The sequence below is a fragment of the Actinoplanes hulinensis genome, assembly GCF_019429605.1.
GTDB lineage: Bacteria > Actinomycetota > Actinomycetes > Mycobacteriales > Micromonosporaceae > Actinoplanes > Actinoplanes campanulatus.
This window is the reverse complement of record NZ_JAHXZI010000009.1, coordinates 178,946-193,926: the sequence shown is the minus strand read 5'-3', so window position 1 is coordinate 193,926 and position 14,981 is coordinate 178,946. Positions and strand designations below refer to the sequence as shown.

12 protein-coding genes are annotated in these 14,981 nt (G+C 71.9%); 9 read left to right on the top strand and 3 right to left on the bottom strand.

The window, feature by feature from the left end; genetic code table 11:
- Positions 1-38: 38 nt before the first annotated feature.
- The 3 genes from KZ829_RS18740 (at position 39) to KZ829_RS18730 (ending at position 2,998) form a co-directional block, all read left to right on the top strand.
- Entirely contained in the window at positions 39-920 is an 882-nt protein-coding gene (locus KZ829_RS18740) for an LLM class flavin-dependent oxidoreductase (RefSeq protein WP_220145205.1), read from the top strand.
- 191 nt (positions 921-1,111) lie between these two features.
- Positions 1,112-1,369, top strand: a complete 258-nt coding sequence (locus tag KZ829_RS18735; protein ID WP_220145204.1) for a hypothetical protein — start codon at positions 1,112-1,114, stop codon at positions 1,367-1,369.
- 225 nt (positions 1,370-1,594) lie between these two features.
- Complete coding sequence (locus tag KZ829_RS18730; protein ID WP_220145203.1) at positions 1,595-2,998, top strand: hypothetical protein; 1,404 nt, start codon at positions 1,595-1,597, stop codon at positions 2,996-2,998.
- 1 nt (position 2,999) lies between these two features.
- Here the strand turns inward: KZ829_RS18730 and KZ829_RS18725 are convergent, their stop codons facing one another.
- Together KZ829_RS18725 and KZ829_RS44035 are read right to left on the bottom strand one after the other, a co-directional pair.
- Positions 3,000-4,871, bottom strand: coding sequence for an ATP-binding protein (locus KZ829_RS18725; protein ID WP_220145202.1), 1,872 nt, complete (start codon positions 4,869-4,871; stop codon positions 3,000-3,002).
- A 222-nt stretch (positions 4,872-5,093) separates the two neighbouring features.
- Positions 5,094-6,686 carry a methyl-accepting chemotaxis protein gene (locus tag KZ829_RS44035; RefSeq protein WP_220145201.1) on the bottom strand — a complete coding sequence of 531 codons (1,593 nt, stop codon included), beginning with the start codon at positions 6,684-6,686 and terminating at the stop codon, positions 5,094-5,096.
- 78 nt (positions 6,687-6,764) lie between these two features.
- On the opposite strand from KZ829_RS44035, the gene KZ829_RS18715 reads away from it, so the two are divergent.
- The 6 genes from KZ829_RS18715 to KZ829_RS18690 are packed head-to-tail and all read left to right on the top strand — an operon-like array spanning position 6,765 to position 10,585.
- Complete coding sequence (locus tag KZ829_RS18715) at positions 6,765-7,136, top strand: GntR family transcriptional regulator (protein WP_220145200.1); 372 nt, start codon at positions 6,765-6,767, stop codon at positions 7,134-7,136.
- Positions 7,133-7,996 carry an ATP-binding cassette domain-containing protein gene (locus tag KZ829_RS18710; RefSeq protein WP_220145199.1) on the top strand — a complete coding sequence of 288 codons (864 nt, stop codon included), beginning with the start codon at positions 7,133-7,135 and terminating at the stop codon, positions 7,994-7,996. Before KZ829_RS18715 ends, KZ829_RS18710 begins: the two co-directional genes overlap by 4 nt.
- A 1-nt stretch (position 7,997) precedes the next feature.
- Positions 7,998-8,690 carry a hypothetical protein gene (locus KZ829_RS18705; RefSeq protein ID WP_220145198.1) on the top strand — a complete coding sequence of 231 codons (693 nt, stop codon included), beginning with the start codon at positions 7,998-8,000 and terminating at the stop codon, positions 8,688-8,690.
- Positions 8,687-9,502: a sugar nucleotide-binding protein gene (locus KZ829_RS18700; RefSeq protein ID WP_220145197.1), complete on the top strand. Its 816-nt coding sequence runs from the start codon at positions 8,687-8,689 to the stop codon at positions 9,500-9,502. Before KZ829_RS18705 ends, KZ829_RS18700 begins: the two co-directional genes overlap by 4 nt.
- Before the next feature lie 16 nt (positions 9,503-9,518).
- Positions 9,519-9,914: a DUF6204 family protein gene (locus KZ829_RS18695; protein ID WP_220145196.1), complete on the top strand. Its 396-nt coding sequence runs from the start codon at positions 9,519-9,521 to the stop codon at positions 9,912-9,914.
- Positions 9,911-10,585, top strand: coding sequence for a Clp protease N-terminal domain-containing protein (locus KZ829_RS18690; protein ID WP_220145195.1), 675 nt, complete (start codon positions 9,911-9,913; stop codon positions 10,583-10,585). Before KZ829_RS18695 ends, KZ829_RS18690 begins: the two co-directional genes overlap by 4 nt.
- 13 nt (positions 10,586-10,598) lie before the next feature.
- On the opposite strand, the gene KZ829_RS18685 is transcribed toward KZ829_RS18690, so the two are convergent.
- Positions 10,599-14,939, bottom strand: coding sequence for a prealbumin-like fold domain-containing protein (locus KZ829_RS18685; protein WP_220145194.1), 4,341 nt, complete (start codon positions 14,937-14,939; stop codon positions 10,599-10,601).
- Positions 14,940-14,981 lie beyond the last annotated feature (42 nt).

Below are 14,981 nucleotides of genomic sequence, written 5' to 3'. Positions count from 1 at the left end.
GCCGCCACCCGTTCGGGTGGTCTGGCAAGGTTTCGATCATGCGACTCTCGATCTGGCCCAGCGCGTCCCAGCCGTACACCGGCATCCTGGAAGTGGCCCGGCACGCGGCCGACACCGGCTGGGACGGCGTCTACATCGCCGACCACTTCATGGCGAACCTGCCGATCGAACAACGGCCCGAAAAGCCGATGCTGGAGGCCGGTTCGCTTGCCGCCGCCCTGGGCGCGGCGATCCCGCGGGTGCGCATCGGCACGCTCGTCTACGGCAACACCTACCGGCACCCGGCGGTCCTGGCGAACATGGCCGCCACCGTCGACCACATCACCGGCGGCCGGTTCGTCTTCGGTGTCGGCGCCGGCTGGCAGGTCAACGAACACCACCAGTACGGCATCGAGCTGCCCCCGGTGAAACAGCTGCTGGACCGTTTCGTCGAGGCGCTGCAGGTGTGGCACGGCCTGCTGCGTACCCCGACCACCGACTTCACCGGCGAGTACTACCAGCTCACCGGCGCGGTCTGCGAACCCAAGCCGGTCCAGGATCCGCTGCCCATCCTGATCGGCGCCAAGGGCGAGAAACGCATGCTCAAGGTCGTCGCCGAATACGCCGACCTGTGGAACACGTGGGGCCTGCCGGACACGATCGCCCACAAGTCACGGGTCCTCGACGAGCACTGCGCCACCGTCGGCCGCGACCCTCGCGCGATCGGCCGGACCGCGCAGGCGCTGGTCGTCGTCGACGGCCCGCTGCCGCAGAACCTGCCGGTCCCGGTCTACGGCGGCTCCGCCTCCGAGATCGCCCGCACCGTCGAGGCCTACCGCGCGATCGGCCTCGACGAGCTGATCATCCCGGACGGTCTGCTCGGCACGGGTGCCGAGCGGCTCAAGGCCCTCGACACCATCCAGGCCGTCGTGCGTTCCTAAACCTGATCTTGTACGGGCTACGCGAACCCGCCGTAGCAGACCCGCGAGGAGCTGCCACGGCAGGCTCGTGCCGCGCCCGCCGGGCTCATCCGTCGGTCGAGCTCACATCCCGGCGTCGTCCACCAGCACGTGCACTTCGCATCTCCACACCCGGCAACGAACGTGAGGTCCCGTTTGCGATCCTGCCCACCATGCTGATCGAACGCGACGAGATCCGGCGCGTCTTCCGGGAGACCGTGGATGCCGGTGGCGATGTCGTCGATGTGGCCCTGGCCGCGCAGGCCCACGGTTGGGGGCGGCACTGCGTGTACACCGCGATCGCTTTCCGGGCCGAGTTCGGGGTCTCGATCAAGGAGGCGCTGAACTTCGCCGGCTGGATCGAGGGTTCCGTCGCCACCGAGGAGTCCTGCCGGATGCTGCGCGAAGGCGTCCCGACCCCACTGCGCTGATCGACCGCGGGCCGGGACTCCGCCGGTGCGGGGGGTGGCCGACGGTTCGGACCGGACCCGAACCCGGCCGGTGTCGCGGATCAGGTGGGCGAGGTCGGCTGCGGTCGGCGGCATTCGATCATGGTCGCAGGCCTGGACCACCGATTCGCGCCGGTGAACGCGCCGCGGCCCCGGCAGCGGCAGAGCGCGTGGCCCGTACCGGAAAGGGTCTGTTTAGATCGGCGGGTGACGATCAAAAGCCGGGTGCGCCGCGCCTATCGGGCCGGTACACGCCTGGATCTGGCCGGCCGGACCGTGGATGCGGCGTTTCTGGCCGGGCTGTTGCGCGAGCCCGGCCGTCTGGATCTGGCCGGCGCCCGGATCACCGGGGCCCTGGACCTGACCGGCGCGCGGATCGAGGCGCCGCTGCGGTTACGGCGGTGCGTGTTCGAGCGGGAGCTGTGCCTGAATCACGCCGAACTGCTGTCGGTGAACCTGGACGAGTGCGCGCTGCCCGGGATCGAGGCCGACGGGCTGCGGGTGGCCGGTGACTTCGCAGGCCGGGACCTGGCCGTCGGTGGCGACATCTGGATGCTGCCGGCCCGCATCGACGGGACCGTGGAGCTGGACCGCAGTGTCGTGCGGGGTTCGGTCTATCTGCAGCGGGCCGAGGTCGGCGGCGGCGTGATCGTCCGGGACGCGACGGTGGTGAAGGGTCTGCGGCTGGCCGGTTCCCGGGTCGGCGGGAACGTGGATCTGACCAGGTCGAAGTGCGGTGCGGCGACGGACACCGGGGCGGCCGTCAACGCCGGCGGGATGGTGGTCGGGGGTGGGTTCTTCAGTCACGATCTGGTCGCCGACGGCGAGGTCAACCTGATCGGCACGCGGGTGGCCGGCAGCATCACGTTGCAGCGGGCGGTGCTGCGCGGCCGCGAGGGCCGGCATGCCCTGCTGCTGATCGAGACGCAGGCGCGGATGCTGACGGTGCGGCCGGCGCCGGAGTCGACCGGGACGATCAGTCTGCGTGACGCCCGGGTGGGGCGGCTGGTCGACGATCCGGTGAACTGGCCCGAGGGCTGCCGGGTCGAGCTGGACGGGCTCACCTACGAGCGGCTGACCCGCCGTTCGGAGGATGTGGACGGCTGGACGGCCGGGCAGCGTCTGGACTGGATGGCGCGGTTCACGACGGGGGCCGCGCTGGGGCCGTACGACCAGTTGGCGGCGGCGTTGCGGCGCGACGGCCGGGAGCAGGAGGCCCGGCAGGTGCTGGTGGTGCGGGAGCGGCTGCGGCACCGGGCGAAGGGCCGGCTGGGTGCGCTGTGGGGTGCGGTGCAGAACGTGACGATCGGGTTCGGGTACCGGCCGGGCCGGGCGCTGTTGTGGCTGCTGGCGGTGGTGGCGGCGAGTACCGGCTGGTTCGCCTGGTCGGGTCCGTTGCGGGCGGTGAAGCCGGACGAGTCGCCGACCTGGGATCCGTTCCTGTACAGCGTGGACGTGCTGGTGCCGCTGGTGGATCTGGGTCATGACAAGGCGTGGGACCCGGTCGGCGCGGACAAGGCGGTGACGCTGGCGGTGATGGCGGCCGGCTGGATCCTGGCGACCACGGTGGTCGCCGGTGCGGGCCGGGCGATCAACCGCGGCGGCCAGTAGGTCAGCGGGAGGACGCCCAGGCGGCGATGGCGGCCCGGTTGGCCAGGCCGAGTTTCGCGCCGATGTTGCGGATGTGGGTGTCGACGGTACGGGCGCTGATCCGTAGCCGTGCCCCGATCCGGGCGCTGGTGAGTCCTTCGGCGACCAGGCCGGCGATCTCCTGTTCGCGGGTGGTGAGTCCGCCGCCGGGTGGGGCGGACGCGCGGCGGGAGACGGGTTCGCCGAGCGCGATGCGGATGGCGTGGTCGTGGCCCTGTTCGCCTGCGGCTGTCTCGGCGGCGGTGGTGTCGGCGCCGAGCAGCGTCTCGATGCGGTTGCGGGCCCGGGTGCGGGCGTCGTCGAGTTGCCGGATGCCGGTCAGGTCGACGCCGAGCTCGCGGTGGCGGGCGGTGGCGGCGCCGAGCAGCCAGGCGGCTCGTCCGGCCTCGTCGGTGTCGTCGCAGCGGGCCGCGATGATCCAGGCGGCGAGTTCGATGCTCCATGCCTGGCCCCACCGGTCGTCGAAGGACCGTTGCCTGTCGAGGCACATCGTGAGCAGCCCGGCGGCGGTGTTCTGGTCGCCGGCACGGTGGCGGGCCAGGGCGGCGGCCCACAGCGCCCAGGTGAGGGCGATCGGGGAGCCGGCCGTCTCGGCTCGGTGCAGGCAGTCGGCGGCGAGGGTGGGCGCGTTCGGGTCGCCGGTGAAGGCGGCGCCGATCGCGGCGATCAGTGGACCGGTGTGCCGGTCGGCGCTGAGGATGTCCCAGGCGTCGGCGAGCGGGACGACGCCGGGGAACCCGAACACGAACGGGGCGCGGGTGCGGACGAGATCCCGGGTCAGGGTGTGGGTGCCGTCGTGCTCGACGGCGGCGAGGATGTCGGGCAGTTCGTCGCGGACGGTCGTCAGCACGGCCAGTTCCTGCGGCCCGAACCAGCCGTCGGCGGCGCCGGCCAGGAATGCGCGGTAGTGGTCGCGGTGCCGGTCGCGGGCGGCGCCGGCCCGGTCACCGAGCTGTTCGAGGCCGTAGGCGCGCAGGGTGCGCAGCATGGTGAACCGGGCCGGGTGGGTGTCGGTGGCCGCGGTCAGCACCGATTTGTCGACCAGCCCGTCGAGGTCGCCGGGTGCGGCGGCCGCGGTGAACGGGGCGGCGAACACCGCGCAGGTGGTCCACAGTTGCCGTTCCTGCGGGCTGCACTGCCGGTAGCTGAGGTCGACGGCGGTGCGCAGGCCGGGCAGGAGCGTGAACCGGTCGGCGGCGCGTTCGGTGAGTTCGGTCAGTGACATGGTGCGGGCGCGGGCGGCGGCGAGTTTGATCGCCAGTGGTAGTCCGTCGAGTTCGGTGCAGAGTCGTTCGACGGCCGCCCGGTCGGTCAGCGCGGTCGCGGCGACGCCGCCGGCTTCGGCGAGGTCGAGGAACAACCGGACCGCGTCCGGCAGACCCAGCGGGGGTACGGGCAGCGCGTACTCGCCGTCGATGCCGAGCCGCCGGCGTCCGGTGGCCAGGATCCGCAGCCCGGGTGCGGCGCGCAGCAGGGCGGTGGTGGCGTCGGCGGCCCCGGGGATCCGGTCGCAGGAGTCCAGGATGAGGACGGTGGGCAGCCCGGCGAGGTGGGCGAAGATCGCGTCGGGGTGGGCGGTGTCGTGGTCGGGGATGCCGAGGGCGGCCGCGAGGTGTGCCCACAGTGGTGTGCCGGTGGCCAGGTCGGCGTAGCGGACGCGGCCGAGGCGGACGGCGGCGCGCAGGGCCAGCCGGCTCTTGCCGACGCCGGCGGGACCGGTCAGAGTGAGCAGCCGGGTTCGGCGCAGTCGCTCGGTCACGGCGGCGAGCAGGTCGTCGCGGCCGACGAACGGGCTCAGATCGAGCGGCAGTTCGCCGCTGTGGTCCCCGATCATCGGCGCACCATACCGGCTTCTACGTAGACGCGGTGGCACCCCCTAGGCGATTGGCCGGATGCGACAGTCATCATGATCAAGCAATATGGCGTCAGCTCGCCGCGGCCGGTGCCGCCGGTCGCCCCTCCAGCACCTCGGGCCGTCCGGTACCGGCCGCGGCGCCGTTGTGAAGACGAAAGAAGGGCTTCCCCATCGGGAAACCCCTCTTTCGTCGAACCGGCGTCAGAACCGGAACTTCGCCACCAGCGTGCGCAGTTCCCCGGTGACCTGCCCGAGTTCCTGTACCGCCTGGTCGGACTGGTTGACCAGGTCGGTGGTGTTACGGGCGACCGACGCCACGTTGCCGATGTTGGCGGCGATCTGGCCGGAGCCGCCGGCCGCCTCCGAGACGCTGCGGTTGATCTCGTTGGTGGTGGCGGTCTGCTCCTCCACCGCGGACGCGATCGTGGTCTGGTACTCGTTGATCTGCTCGATCACCTCGGCGACCTCGCTGATCGCGGTGACCGCGCCGGCGGTGTCGGCCTGGATGGCCTGGACCCGGCGGGCGATGTCCTCGGTGGCCCGGGCGGTCTCCTGCGCGAGGTCCTTGACCTCGCCGGCGACGACCGCGAAGCCCTTGCCGGACTCGCCGGCCCGGGCCGCCTCGATGGTGGCGTTGAGGGCCAGCAGGTTGGTCTGCTCGGCGATGCTGGTGATCGTCTTGACGACGTCGCCGATCTCCCGGCTGGAGGCGCCCAGCCGCGACACCGAGGCGGTGGTGGTCTGCACCGCGGTGACGGCACGGGAGGCGACGATGGCGGCCTCGTTGGCGCTGGTGGAGATCTCCCGGATGGAGGCGCCCATCTCCTCGGACCCGGCGGCCACGGTGTGCACGTTGCGTGACACCTCGTCGGCGGAGGCGGCGACGATGTCGGCCTGCGTCGACGATTCCCGGGCGCCGTCGGCGAGCTGCGCGGACAGCCGGCCCATGCGCTCGTTGGTGGTGGTCAGGGTGTCGGTGCCGTGGGAGAGGCCGCGCATGGCCGCGCCGATGGACTCCAGGGCGGTGTTCATCGACCGGCTCATCTGGCCGACCTCGTCGGCGGACTGGTTGTCGAGGCGCTTGGTGAGGTCGCCGTCGGCGACCGAGGCGAGCACGTCGACGGCCTGGCCGAGCGGGCGGGTGATGCTGCGGGTGACCCACCAGGCGATCACGGCGGCGACGCCGATGGCGGCGGCCAGCAGCAGGATCATCAGCGTCCGGAACTCGTCGCCGATGTCGCGGGCGGTGGCGGTCTCCTGCTGGTTCATCGACTCCTCCAGGTCGATGAACTCGTTGATCACGCTGAGCCATTCGGTGAAGGCGGGCTTGGCCTCGGCGTTGAGCAGGGCGACGGCCGCGGTGGTGCGGCCGGCCTCGCGCAGCTCGGTGACCTGGTCGACCAGGGGGAGGGTCTGCGCCTGGACCTCGTTGATCCCGTCGAGGGCTTCCTTCTCGGCGGGGCTGACCATCGACTCGTCGGCGAAGATGCCGTTCATCTTCGTCTCGGACTCGGCATACTTGGCGTCCAGCTCCTCGATCTCGGACTTTTCACTGGCCACATCGCCGGAACTGGTGGCATGGACGAGGTCGCGCAGCGCGATCGCACGGTCGTGCACGCTTCCCCGGAAGTTGATGGCGTACCTCTGTTTGACGGCGTTCTGGTCGTTGATGACGGTGAGCTTGTCGTTGATCTTGTTGACCTGAACGACGCCGGTCACCACCAGCGCGACCATGGTGAAAACGACGACGGAGAATCCGACTCCCAGTCGCTTACCGATGGTCAAGTTCTTCATGAACCCTCCATCGGCATGGACCGGTCGGACTTTAACCTCTACGGTTCGTTGGTGAGGTAATCAACCGAAGGGGCTGAGATGTTCGACGATCGCAGCCCCATCTATCGGCAGATCGCCGACCAGATCAAGGACGATGTGCTGCGCGGGGTGCTCGCCGAGGACCAGCAGGTGATGTCCACCAACCAGTACGCGGCCTACTACCGCATCAACCCCGCCACCGCCGCGAAGGCGTTCCAGCAGCTCGCCGACGAGGGCGTCCTCTACAAGCGGCGCGGCGTCGGCATGTTCGTCAGCGCCGGCGCCCAGCGGCGGCTGCGTGACCTGCGGCGTGAGCGCTTCTTCGGCGAGGTGCTCGAGCCGATGATCGCCGAGTCCCGCACGCTGGGCATCCCGGTCGCCGACATCGTGGCCCGCATCCACCAGCTCACCTCCCCGGGAGACGGCCGATGATCACCACCACCGACCTGTGCGTCCGCTACGGCGAGACCACCGCCCTGGACGCCCTCGACCTGGACCTGCCGGCCGGGCGCATCTACGGCCTGCTGGGCCGCAACGGCGCCGGCAAGACCACCCTGCTCTCCGCCCTCGCCGGGTTCCGCAAACCTAGTTCCGGCCGGGTGCTGCTGGACGGCGAGCCGGTCTTCGAGAACCCACGCGCCACCTCCCAAATCTGCCTGATCCGGGAGGACGGCGGCCTCGGCGACGGCATCGACCGGCTCGGCGACATCCTCGACATGGCCCGGGCACTGCGCCGAACCCATGATCAGGGGTACGCGGCCGCGCTGCTCGACCGCTTCGGCCTGTCGCGCCGCCAGACGCTCGGCAGCCTGTCACGCGGGCAGCGTTCGGCCTTCGGCATCGTCGTCGGCCTGGCCTCCCGCGCTCCGCTGACCATGTTCGACGAGGCCCATCTGGGCATGGACGCGCCCGGCCGGCGGATCTTCGCCGACGAGCTGCTGGCCGACTACGTGGCCCATCCGCGCACGTTGCTGCTGTCCACCCATCTGATCGAGGAGCAGAGCCCGCTGTTCGAGCAGGTGCTGATCCTGCACCGGGGCCGGCTGCTGCTGCGTGAGGACGTCGACGACCTGCGCACCCGCGGGGTGGCGGTGACCGGCCCGGCGACACTGGTCGACGACTTCGTCACCGGCCTGACCGTGCTCGGCGAGCGCAGCCTGGGCCCGACCAAGGAGGTCACCGTCTACGGCGCGCTGGCCGAACAGGACCGGGAGGCGGCCCGCCTGCACGGTCTGCAACTGGGCCCGGTGGCCGTCCAGGACCTGTTCATCCACCTGACCGGAGGTGTCTAGATTGAACCGCTGGCCGATCCTGCGTTATCTGCTGTCCAGTCACACCGTCGTGCTGGTGGGCTTCCTTCTCGGCGTCTACCTGCTGGTCGCCGTGATCGTGGCGGTGGCCTCGATGTTCACCGAGGTCACCGTGTCCGGGGTGGACATCGCCGGCCAGGTGCTGCCGTGGCTGGCCGCCGGCTACGGCTACAGTGCCGCCGCCCTGCTGTCCACCGTGCTGACCCACGGCCGGACCCGCCGGGAGTTCCTGGCGCAGCACCCGGTCTTCCTGCTCGTGACGGCGGGTCTGCTCGCCGTCGTGGCCACCGGCGCGTACAAGGTGGAGGCGGTGGTCTACCGCGCGGCCGGCTGGACCCGCACCTTCCAGGATCAGCGGGTGTTCGAGGCCGGCGACCACCCGATGATCCTGCTGGCGTATGTGAGCATGCTGGCGGTCTGGATGATGACCGGCGCGCTGCTCGGCGGCGCCTTCTACCGTGACGAGGGCGGCGGCCTGCTGGCGCTGCTGCCGGCCGCGGTGCTGCTGAGCGTCAGCGGGGGAGCCAACGGTTTCCTCAGCCTGCCGTTCACCCGCTGGGGGCTGACCAGCGCGCCCGAGATCGCCGCGGTCACGGTCGTGGCGGTGGCGGCCGGCTGGGCGCTGCTGTGGGCGGCGCTGCGGGACGTGCCGCTGCGGACCAGGGTGGCGTCGTGACCCGGCGGCTGCTCGTCACCGGCGCCACCGGTTCCCTCGGCCGGCGGGTCATGGCCCGCGCGGCGGCCGCCGGCTTCGACGCGGTCGGCGCCTCGCTGTCGGCGTCGCCGGTGCGCCTGGACATCCGGGATCTCGCCGACGTACGGCGGGTGGTGGCGCAGGTGCGCCCCGACGCGATCGTGCACACCGCGGCCGGCCGGGACCGCAACGACTGGCCGGCCACCGCCGACGGCGCCGCCCACGTGGCGCTGGCCGCCGCCGGGATCCGGCTGGTGCACGTGTCCAGTGACGCGATCTTCTCCGGCCGGCAGGGGGAGTACGACGAGGACGCGCGGCCCGACCCGGTGTACGCGTACGGGGCGGCCAAGGCGGCGGCCGAGACCGCGGTGCGCGCCGTCGACCCGGGAGCGGCGATCGTCCGTACCTCGATCATCATGGGCGACGGGCGCGGCGCCCACGAGATCCTGACCCACGACCTGATCGCGGGCCGCGTGGCGGGCGCCCTGTTCACCGACGAGATCCGTAAGCCGGTGCACGTCGACGACCTGGCCGACGCGCTGCTGGAGCTGGCCGCCGGCGACTACGCCGGGGTGCTCAACGTGGCCGGCGCCGACGTGATCAGCCGCTACGACCTGGGGGTGCTGGTGGCGCGGCGCGACGGCCTGGATCCGGCCGCGATCCCGGCGGCCAGTCTCGCCGAGCTGGGCCTGCAACGGCCGGCCGACCTGCGGCTGGTCACCGACCGGGCGGTGAAACTGCTGAGCGTGCGGCTGCGCGGGGCCCGGGAATTCGTTCGAGCGGCGGGCCGGTGAGGCCGATACTGGCGCGATGAGCACCAGCCGCACGATCCGCGTCACCGTTCGCGGATCCTTCGACAACCTGTCCGACGCCCAGAAGGGCGAGCTGATCGCCGCCGGTGACCGGCACGCCGACATCCTCGCCGTGGAGTACACCGAGGACGGCCATCTCACCTACGACCTGGCCGCGCGGCCGTTCTTCTGTTTCCGGTTCGCCGAGCAGGTCGACGACGAGCGGGAGATCCCGAAGGTGACGCAGCGGGCCGAGGCCAAGGCGGCGGCGTGGATGACCGAGCGTGGGTACGGCTTCAAGCGGATCACGTCGCAGACCGTCGACATGTCGGAGATCCCGCTCGGAAACGGGGCCGGACCCCTAAACTTTGTCGTGGCGGGACGTCCCGCCGAAACCATAAGGTTGACGGCATGACGACGGTACGCCTCGACGACCTGATCACCGCGATCAACACCAACCACCCCGACGACCCGCTCGACCGTCTCGCCGGCGCGGTCGTGCTCGGCGACTACCTCGGTGAGCTGTCCGACCACCTGATCGGCCACTTCGTCGACCAGGCCCGCCGCTCCGGCGCCTCCTGGACCGACATCGGCCGCAGCCTCGGCGTCACCAAACAGGCCGCACAGAAACGGTTCGTGCCGCCCAAGGCCGGTCCCGACCCGTCGGCCGGCTTCCACCGCTACACCGACCCCGCCCGCGCCGCGGTGGTCGCCTCGATGGCCCACGCCGCCCGGCTGCGCCACCCCGAGATCACCCCCGGGCACCTGGTCCTCGGCCTGCTCGATCAGCCCGGCTGTCTGGCCGTGGAGGCCGTCACCGCGCAGGGCCGCAGCCTCGACGAGGTCCGCGCCGCGGTCACCCTCGCACCCGGCGACACCGAGCCGCGGCCGCTGATCCCGTTCGACGCCCGCGCCCGCAAGGCGCTCGAGCTGAGCTTCCGCGAGGCGCTGCGGCTGGGCCACGACCGCGTCGGCACCGGCCACATGCTGCTCGCCCTGCTCGAGGAGCAGGAACCCGAGGGCGGCCCTCTCGACCTGTTCAAGGCCGCCGTCGAGGAGGTCGTGCTCGCCGGCCCACCCGAGTAGCCCCAGCCGCCGATCAGCGGCGCCGGCGGGCCACCCGGCGGGTGAGCACCCCGAGGGCGATCATGGCGACGGCGAAGAAGGCGGCGGTGGCCGCGGCGGGCCCGGTGCCCGGCACGCTTGCGCGGTCGTCGCCCGGCTTCGCGCCGGCCACCGCGATCACCGCCCGGCAACCGGATCCCGGGTCCGCGCAGCGTGCGCCGGGCGCGTCGACGCTCACCGCGTTGTCGAGGCTGCCGTCGCCCGGGCCGCCGTTCTTGACCCGCAGGGTGTAGGTGACGACCGCTTCGGCGCCGGCGGCGAGGTCGCCGTGCCAGGTCAGGTACGGCTTGCGGTAGGTGACGGCGCCGGTGGTGGCGTGGGTGCCGGCGAGGGTGGCGTCGTCGAGGACCCGGGTGAGGTCGTCGCGGACGGCGGCGTCACGGTAGGCGGTGGAGCCGGTGTTGGTGACCGTGATGGTGTAGGTCACCTGTTGCCCGGGCCGGGCGGTGGCGGTGTTCGCGGTCTTGGTCACCGTGTACCGGTGCGGTTGCTGGGTGAGGTGGCAGTTGACGATCGTGTAGGGCGTCACCCCGGCGCCGTCGATGGTGGCGGTGACGCCTTCGAGGGTGACGGTCACGGGGGCCTTGGTGAACGCGTCGGCGCAGGTCAGGCTGGTGGGTATCCAGCTGCGGGAGCTGGTCTGGGTGATGGTGACGTCCAGCTCGGGGGTGGGTACGAGCAGTTGGGTGCCGGCGGCGGTGAAGTCGGGGTTGACGGTGACCGGGACGCCGGCGCTCATGGTGGTCGCGGTGAAGCCGGGGACGTCGGCGGGGAGGCTCGGGTCGGTGTCGATGTTGCCGGTGGTGTAGCGGAAGGTCCCGGCGCCGTCGAGGGAGCGTATCTCCAGGCAGATCGCGGTGGTCAGGACGCGGGCCTCGTCGAGCAGAAACGTGTCGGCGGTGCCGGCGCCGGTGGGGGCGACCCGGGTGCGGAACTCGACGTCGCCGGCCTTGGGAACACCCGCCGCGGGCAGGTGGATGATCAGGGTGCGGGACTGGTTCATCGGGATCGCGGCCGGCTCGACCGTGGCGCCGTTGGCTTCGGTGACGCCGGCGTCGCCGCCGGTGGCGCCGGCCGGGGACGTCGTGACGGTGGCGTAGACGGTGCCGCCGAAACTGATCTGCAGGTCGGCCTGGTCGCCGCCGCCGAGGTCGCGGGGTGTCACGTCGACGGCAATCGCCCCGCGCGCGGCGATCCCGCTGATCGTCTGGGCGAGCCGGTTGGTGGTGAACGTCGCCGCCGGGTCCGGGTTGGTGGCCCGCCCCGCGGTCACCGTCCACGAGCCGGTGTGGTTCCAGGCGGTGAGCCCGGCGGTGAACGCGTCGTTGCGGATCAGGTTGGTGACCTGGCAGGGCTGCCCGGCCGGGGCGACCGGCCGGTTGGTGAAGGTGCAGACGACGACGTCGGCGGCCTGCAGCGGGTACGGCAGGGTGAGCAGTGCACCGGTGCGGGCGTTGACGCACACCTGGGTGGAGACCCGCCATCCGGCGACGGGGTCGGCGGTGATGTCGACGACCTGCCCGATCAGGGCGTCGTCCAGCGTGCGGCTGCCGACCATGTGGGTGGTGGTGATCTGTGGCGCGGCCGGGGCCGGTCCGCCGGTCACGGTGTAGCCGAAGGTGGCGTCGCGGCCGGTGGTGGTGGCCACGACGGTGACGGTGGGCTGCACCAGCTTCTCGGTCAGGTAGCAGTTGACGATGGTCCGGCCGCTGATCGGTGCGCCGTCGACGGTGACGGTGCCTGAGGCGATGGCGGCGGGGATGTCCGCGCCGGTGACAGCGTTCTGGCAGGTGATCGTGTCGGGTAGCCACCCGACCGGGCCGTTCTGGTCGAGGGTGACGTCCGTGCCGGGGGTGAGCAGGGACAGGTGCGGGACGCCGGTGAAGTCGGGGTTGACCGTGGTCGGGTTGCTGCCCGGGCTGGTGGTGGCGGTGAACCCGGTGTCGGTGCTGGGGATTCCTGGGTCGGTGTCGATGTTGGTGGTGGTGAACGTGAAGGTGTCGTGGCCGCCGGGTGACTCGACCTGCAGGCAGATCGCTGCGGCCTGCATCCGTATGTTGTCCACGGCGAAGCTGTCCGCGGCGCCGGCGGTGTCGCCGGTCCCGGTGACGGCCGTCTGCAGGCGCAGTTCACCGGAGCGCGATACCCCGGGGGGAAGCTGCAGCGTGACCGTGCCGCCGCCGGCCATCGGCATCGTCGCGGGCGTCACGGTGGCGCCGCCAGCGGCGGCGACGGTCGCGTTGCCGGTGAAGCCGGCAGCGGCCGGGGTGGTGGTGATCGTGGCGTAGACCGTCCCGTCATAGACGATCTCTAGTTGCGCCTGGTCGCCGCCGTTGCCGCCGGTACCGTCGGCGGGGATGACGTCGACCGCGAGGCCGGCGCCGGGGGTCACCGCGGTGATGCTCTGGCTGAGCTGGTCGGTGCCGAACGCCGCGGCCGGGTTGGTGTTGACGGCCCGGCCGCCCGCCGCGGTCCATCCGCCGCCGGCGTTCCAGGAGGCGAGGCCGGTGGTGAAGGCGCCGTTGCGGGCCAGGTTCGTGTCCGGGCACGGCTGGTAGAGACCGGCCAGCGGCCGGTTGACGAAGGTGCAGACGATATCGTCGCCGGCGTGCAGCCGGTACGGCAACGCGACGGTCGTGCCGTTGACCGCGTTGGCGCACACGCTGCCGCTGACCTGCCAGTCGGCGACCGGGTCGGCGGTGACGTCGACCTGCTGGCCGGCCTGTACACCACCGAGGGTCAGCCGGCCGGTGTGCCCGCTGGTGGTGATCGACGGGTGGGCGGGGGCGGGTCCGCCGCTGACGGTGTAGCCGAAGGTGCCGTCCAAGATGGCGGTGGTGGCCACAATCGTGAACCGGGGTTTCACCGTGTTCGTCAGCACGCAGTCGATCGCGTCTCCGGCCGCCGGGGTGACTGTCGGTGGCTCGCCCTGGTCGACCGGGCCGGCCGGCAGGATCGTCGGTGAGCCCGGCCGCGAGTTGGCGCACGAGATCGACGTGTCGTACCGGGACAGGTCGGTGCCGGCGGCGCCCACCTCGGTCAGCCGGTACGTGCCGCCCGGTGTCACGTCGGTCGATCCGGTCGTGCCGGTGCCGGGTGTGACGGTGCCACCGGATCCGGCCGTGGTGGCGGCCGTGGTGCGGTTGACCACCCCGGAACCGTCACGGATCTGCACCGTGAACTGATCGGAGGCCCCGGCCCGGGGAACCATCAGCGCCTTGGACAGGGTCACACCGGCCGCGTTCGCCGACACCGTCGCGCCCGCCGGCCGCGAGGGCGCGAAGTTCGCGTAGGAGCAGCTGGACGGGCCGCCGTCGACCGCGGACAGGCCGAGTCCGGTGAACCCGCCGCCGCCCGTAGTGGACCCGGCCGAGGCGCGGTCGCGGTTGGCGATCCTGATACTGAACCGGTACGCCTTACCGGCGGAGACCGGCCACGCGGGGGTTTTCCAGGCGTAGGTGTACCGCGACATCTCGGCCTGGTTGCGGTAGCCGCCGCTGGGGCCGGTGCTGGTGGCGGGGTCGTAGCCGGTGGACCAGTTCACGTAGGCGCTGTCGTCGGGGTGGGTCATGCACAGGTTGACGGCACCGCTCGCCGGCGCGTAGTAGGTGCCGGCGATCTCCCAGGTACGGATGCAGTTCGTGGTCGATCCCCAGCACTGGTGGTCGGCGCTGCCGGCGAGCACCGTGGTGGTGACGGCGGTCGCGGAGCACGGCTGGAACACCGCGTGGGTGTCGGTGTAGTCCCGGCACGGCGGTGGCGTGCCCGTGTAGGGGTCCGACGGTGGCCACAGCGGGGAGATGGGGGCGCCTTCGTCGGTGCCGATCCAGTTCGGGTTCCGTGTATGCAGAAGCAGGTTCCCGCCGGCGGGGGTGAACTGGTCCGCGGTGACCGCGCTGAAGCTGCCCGGCTTGGCGCCGGCTCCGGTGCCGGTGGGCGCGGACAGCCCGATCGACACCGGGACTCTCGCCCCGTTCGCCAGGCTGGCCACCGTGCATGTCACCGTGGGGGCGCTGAACGTGCAGGAGCCGGCGCCCACGCCGGCGCTCCGGTAGGTCAGGCCGGTGGGCACGGTGTAGCGGAAGCGGATGTTCGTCGCGCTGCTCGGGCCGTGGTTGACCAGGACGGCGGTCACCGGGCGAGCGCCGCCGCCGGGCGCGATCGCCGGGGTGACGATGTCCACCAGGAACAGTTCCGCCCGCGATCCGTTCCAGGTGCCCGCCGGGCCCGCGTGTGCCGGGGCGGGGAAGACGGCGAGCGCCGGCCACACGGCCATCAGCACCGCCGCCACCAACGTCGCAGACCTCGGCGCCACTGCTTACCTCCCGGACATCGGTGAGCCACGTGGAGGTTAACA

Coding starts and splice junctions, on each gene's coding strand:
- KZ829_RS18740 (WP_220145205.1), top strand. CDS start 39: ATGCGACTCTCGATCTGGCCCAGCGCGTCCCAGCCGTACACCGGCATC.
- KZ829_RS18735 (WP_220145204.1), top strand. CDS start 1,112: ATGCTGATCGAACGCGACGAGATCCGGCGCGTCTTCCGGGAGACCGTG.
- KZ829_RS18725 (WP_220145202.1), bottom strand. CDS start 4,871: ATGATCGGGGACCACAGCGGCGAACTGCCGCTCGATCTGAGCCCGTTC.
- KZ829_RS44035 (WP_220145201.1), bottom strand. CDS start 6,686: ATGAAGAACTTGACCATCGGTAAGCGACTGGGAGTCGGATTCTCCGTC.
- KZ829_RS18715 (WP_220145200.1), top strand. CDS start 6,765: ATGTTCGACGATCGCAGCCCCATCTATCGGCAGATCGCCGACCAGATC.
- KZ829_RS18710 (WP_220145199.1), top strand. CDS start 7,133: ATGATCACCACCACCGACCTGTGCGTCCGCTACGGCGAGACCACCGCC.
- KZ829_RS18695 (WP_220145196.1), top strand. CDS start 9,519: ATGAGCACCAGCCGCACGATCCGCGTCACCGTTCGCGGATCCTTCGAC.
- KZ829_RS18690 (WP_220145195.1), top strand. CDS start 9,911: ATGACGACGGTACGCCTCGACGACCTGATCACCGCGATCAACACCAAC.